The sequence below is a fragment of the Mesorhizobium sp. M7A.F.Ca.AU.002.02.1.1 genome (assembly GCF_003998535.1).
GTDB classification, from domain to species: domain Bacteria; phylum Pseudomonadota; class Alphaproteobacteria; order Rhizobiales; family Rhizobiaceae; genus Mesorhizobium; species Mesorhizobium ciceri.
Window position 1 is genome coordinate 1 of sequence record NZ_RZPB01000753.1, and the last position, 2,895, is coordinate 2,895.

Below are 2,895 nucleotides of genomic sequence, written 5' to 3' on the forward strand. Positions count from 1 at the left end.
GTCACGGTGCCGACCAGGTTTTTGCCGTCCCAGGCGCCAAGCATCGCTCTTTCGCCCCTTGCCGCCGCGGCCAGCGATTTCTCCCAGAAACCCCTCGCCGCCTGCGGCGCCAACGGATGCATGAAGCTGACCGAACCGCCTGCCGCCACCGTTGCGACCAGCAATTCGGCCAGCCCGTCCTGCGTCTCGGCAGCCGGGGTCAGGGTTGCGATCTCGATCGAGTTCATGTGCGGGATATCCTGTGATTGCGATAGAAGCGGGCGCATTGCCGTCACTCCAGATGGCGCGCGCGGCGACGCTTTCGCGCCGCCTTGATGGCGCTGATGCGGTCGGCATCTTCGTGCCCGAGGTGCCGCCCGCGCTCGAGAATCTCGAGCGTGTACTCCTCGTAGGTCAGGCCAAGCCGCTCGGCTCTGTCCATGCGCAACAGCATGACCTCGTGGCTCGGCGCCTTCCACGCCTTGGCGTGCGCTGCCTGCCAGGCCAGGAAGATATAGGGATCGCCCGTGCCCCATGGCGGGCCCTTGTACTCATCGAGAGGCGGCCCCCCATTGTGGGAGCGCTTTGGTCTCTTTGCCATTGTGTCAGCCTCTGACCAGGGCGACCAGATAGTCGGCGCCGGGCTCCAGGGCATGGAAGGTGCAGTCCGACGGCGCCCCAAGCGCCAGGCAGTCGCCGGGCTCGAGCTTGTGCGCCATATCGCCTTCGATGAATTCGAGCCGCCCGGAAATCAGCCATATCTGCTGCTTGATGAAGGCGTATGAAGCAGCCGGAAAACTGACCCTGGCGCCCGCCGGCAGATGCACCTTGATCAGTTCCAGCGGCATATCGCCAGCCGGCGAAAGATGCCGCCTGACATAGCCGGTATCGGGATCGCGCCATACCGGCTGGTCGGCCTCGCGCAGCAGCCCGCCGCCCTGCAGCTCGGCGCGCGCGATCAAGGTCGACAGCGTCATGCCGAAGGCCGACGCGATGCGCACCAGAAGCGCCGCCGTCGGGCTGGTCTTGCCTCGCTCGATCGTGCTGAGCATCGCCTTCGAGACGCCGGAATGCTCCGCCAGTTCGGCCAGGGACCAGTCACGCATGACCCTTTCGGCGTGTATCCTGCGGCCTATCGTCGAGGAAATTTCGTTCGCTATATCATCCATATGTCTATTATAGTGAAATATTGACGCCGGAGAAGAGCCGCCTTGCGACAATTTTCACAGGCCCCTTAATGCTCTCTACACCATCCGACCTCATCGGGCCTTAACCCCATTCGGGTAGGATCGACTCTCCAGGGAAATGGGGATTGGCCTGTCCATGTATGTCGAACGCGAAGCCTCCGTGGGGGAACCGACCTCGCAGGAGCGCCGCCAGACCGAGCAGAACGACAAGCGCATCCTCGGCAATGTCGTGCAATGCGACGGCGCTCGCGCCACCATCAGCGCCTATGCGGACGATGCCGACGGCGCGGTGACCGGCCTGTGGACAGTCGGCAAGATGATTTCCATCAATCTCGGATCGACGCGAACCGTCGGCCTTGTCTACGCGATCGGCAAGTCGGACCGCGCCTGGAGCAATGAGGGCCAGAACGCCATCGAGGTCAGCATCGAGTTGATCGGCGAAGTCCGTGACGGTGCGGAGCCCGGCGCCAGACCGGTCTTCGACCGCGGCATCACCACCTATCCGCATATCGGCGCCGTTGCGCATCGCATCCGCACCCGCGACCTGCAGGCGGTCTATGACCTTGCCGGGCGTCATTCGATCACGATCGGCACGCTCGCGCAGGACGAGACGATCGCCGCCAACATCGCTATCGACGATACGCTGGCGCGTCACTTCGCCATTGTCGGCACGACCGGCGTCGGCAAATCCACCGCCGTTTCGCTGCTGCTGCGCAAGTCGATCGCGGCACGGCCGGATCTGCGCATCCTGATCCTCGACCCGCACAACGAGTTCGCGGCATCGCTGCCCGAATACTGCGTCAGGGTCGATTCCAAAACCTTGGATCTTCCGTTCTGGATGTTCACGCTGGAGGAATTCGCCGAGGTGCTGTTCCGGGGCCGCGAGACCGAGCCGGAAGAAATCGATGCCTTGCGCGACCTGATCCCGGCCGCCAAGAATCTCTACCGCAACCCGAATTCGGGCTCCTATATCAGGCGCGGCAGCGATGCGCTGACCGCCGATACGCCAGTGCCTTACCGCATCGCCGACCTGCTGAAGCAGATCGATGAGCGCATGGGCATGCTCGAAAGCAAGACCGATCGCCCGACGCTCAAATCGCTGAAGACGCGCATCGAATCGGCGGCGGCCGATCCACGTTATCGCTTCATGTTCAACTCGCGCCTGATCGAGGACACCATCCACGAGACGATCGGCAACATCTTCCGCGTGCCGCATCATGGCCGTCCCGTGACCTGCTTCGAGATGGCCGGCATGCCGTCCGAAGTGGTCAATTCCGTCTGTTCGGTGCTGGCGCGCCTGGCCTTCGATCTCGCTCTATGGAGCGAAGGCAAGCTGCAGCTTCTGTTTTTGTGCGAAGAGGCGCACCGCTATATGCCGGCCGACCCGCGTCTCGGATTCGCGCCGACCAGGCATGCGCTGTCGCGCATTGCCAAGGAAGGCCGCAAATATGGCTGCTATCTCGGCGTCGTCACCCAGCGCCCCGGCGAGCTCGACCCGACCATCCTGTCGCAATGCTCGACCTTCTTCGCCATGCGGCTTGCCAATGAGCAGGACCAGGCGATCATCCGCTCGGCGATTGCCGACTCTTCCGCCTCGACGCTTGCCTTCCTGTCCTCGATGGGCCAGCGCGAAGCCATCGCCTTCGGCGAAGGCGTGGCGACGACCATGCGGCTGAAGTTCGAAAAGCTGCCGAGCCACCTGCTCCCCGGCACCGCCAAACGCGAAGAG

The 2,895-nt window shown here is 63.6% G+C and carries 3 protein-coding genes and 1 pseudogene; 1 reads left to right on the top strand and 3 read right to left on the bottom strand.

Annotated elements, in window-relative coordinates:
* The 3 genes and pseudogenes from EN879_RS30670 to EN879_RS30680 form a co-directional block, all read right to left on the bottom strand.
* A pseudogene (locus EN879_RS30670) lies at positions 1-227 on the bottom strand (GNAT family N-acetyltransferase); the annotation flags it as partial.
* Positions 228-271: 44 nt separating this feature from the next.
* Complete coding sequence (locus EN879_RS30675) at positions 272-580, bottom strand: hypothetical protein (RefSeq protein ID WP_013531040.1); 309 nt, start codon at positions 578-580, stop codon at positions 272-274.
* Positions 581-584: 4 nt separating this feature from the next.
* Entirely contained in the window at positions 585-1,148 is a 564-nt protein-coding gene (locus EN879_RS30680; protein WP_027160588.1) for an XRE family transcriptional regulator, read from the bottom strand.
* Positions 1,149-1,302: 154 nt separating this feature from the next.
* Between EN879_RS30680 and EN879_RS30685 the strand changes: the two genes are divergently transcribed.
* On the top strand, positions 1,303-2,895 hold a 1,593-nt coding region (locus EN879_RS30685; RefSeq protein ID WP_164774683.1), incomplete at its 3' end, for an ATP-binding protein.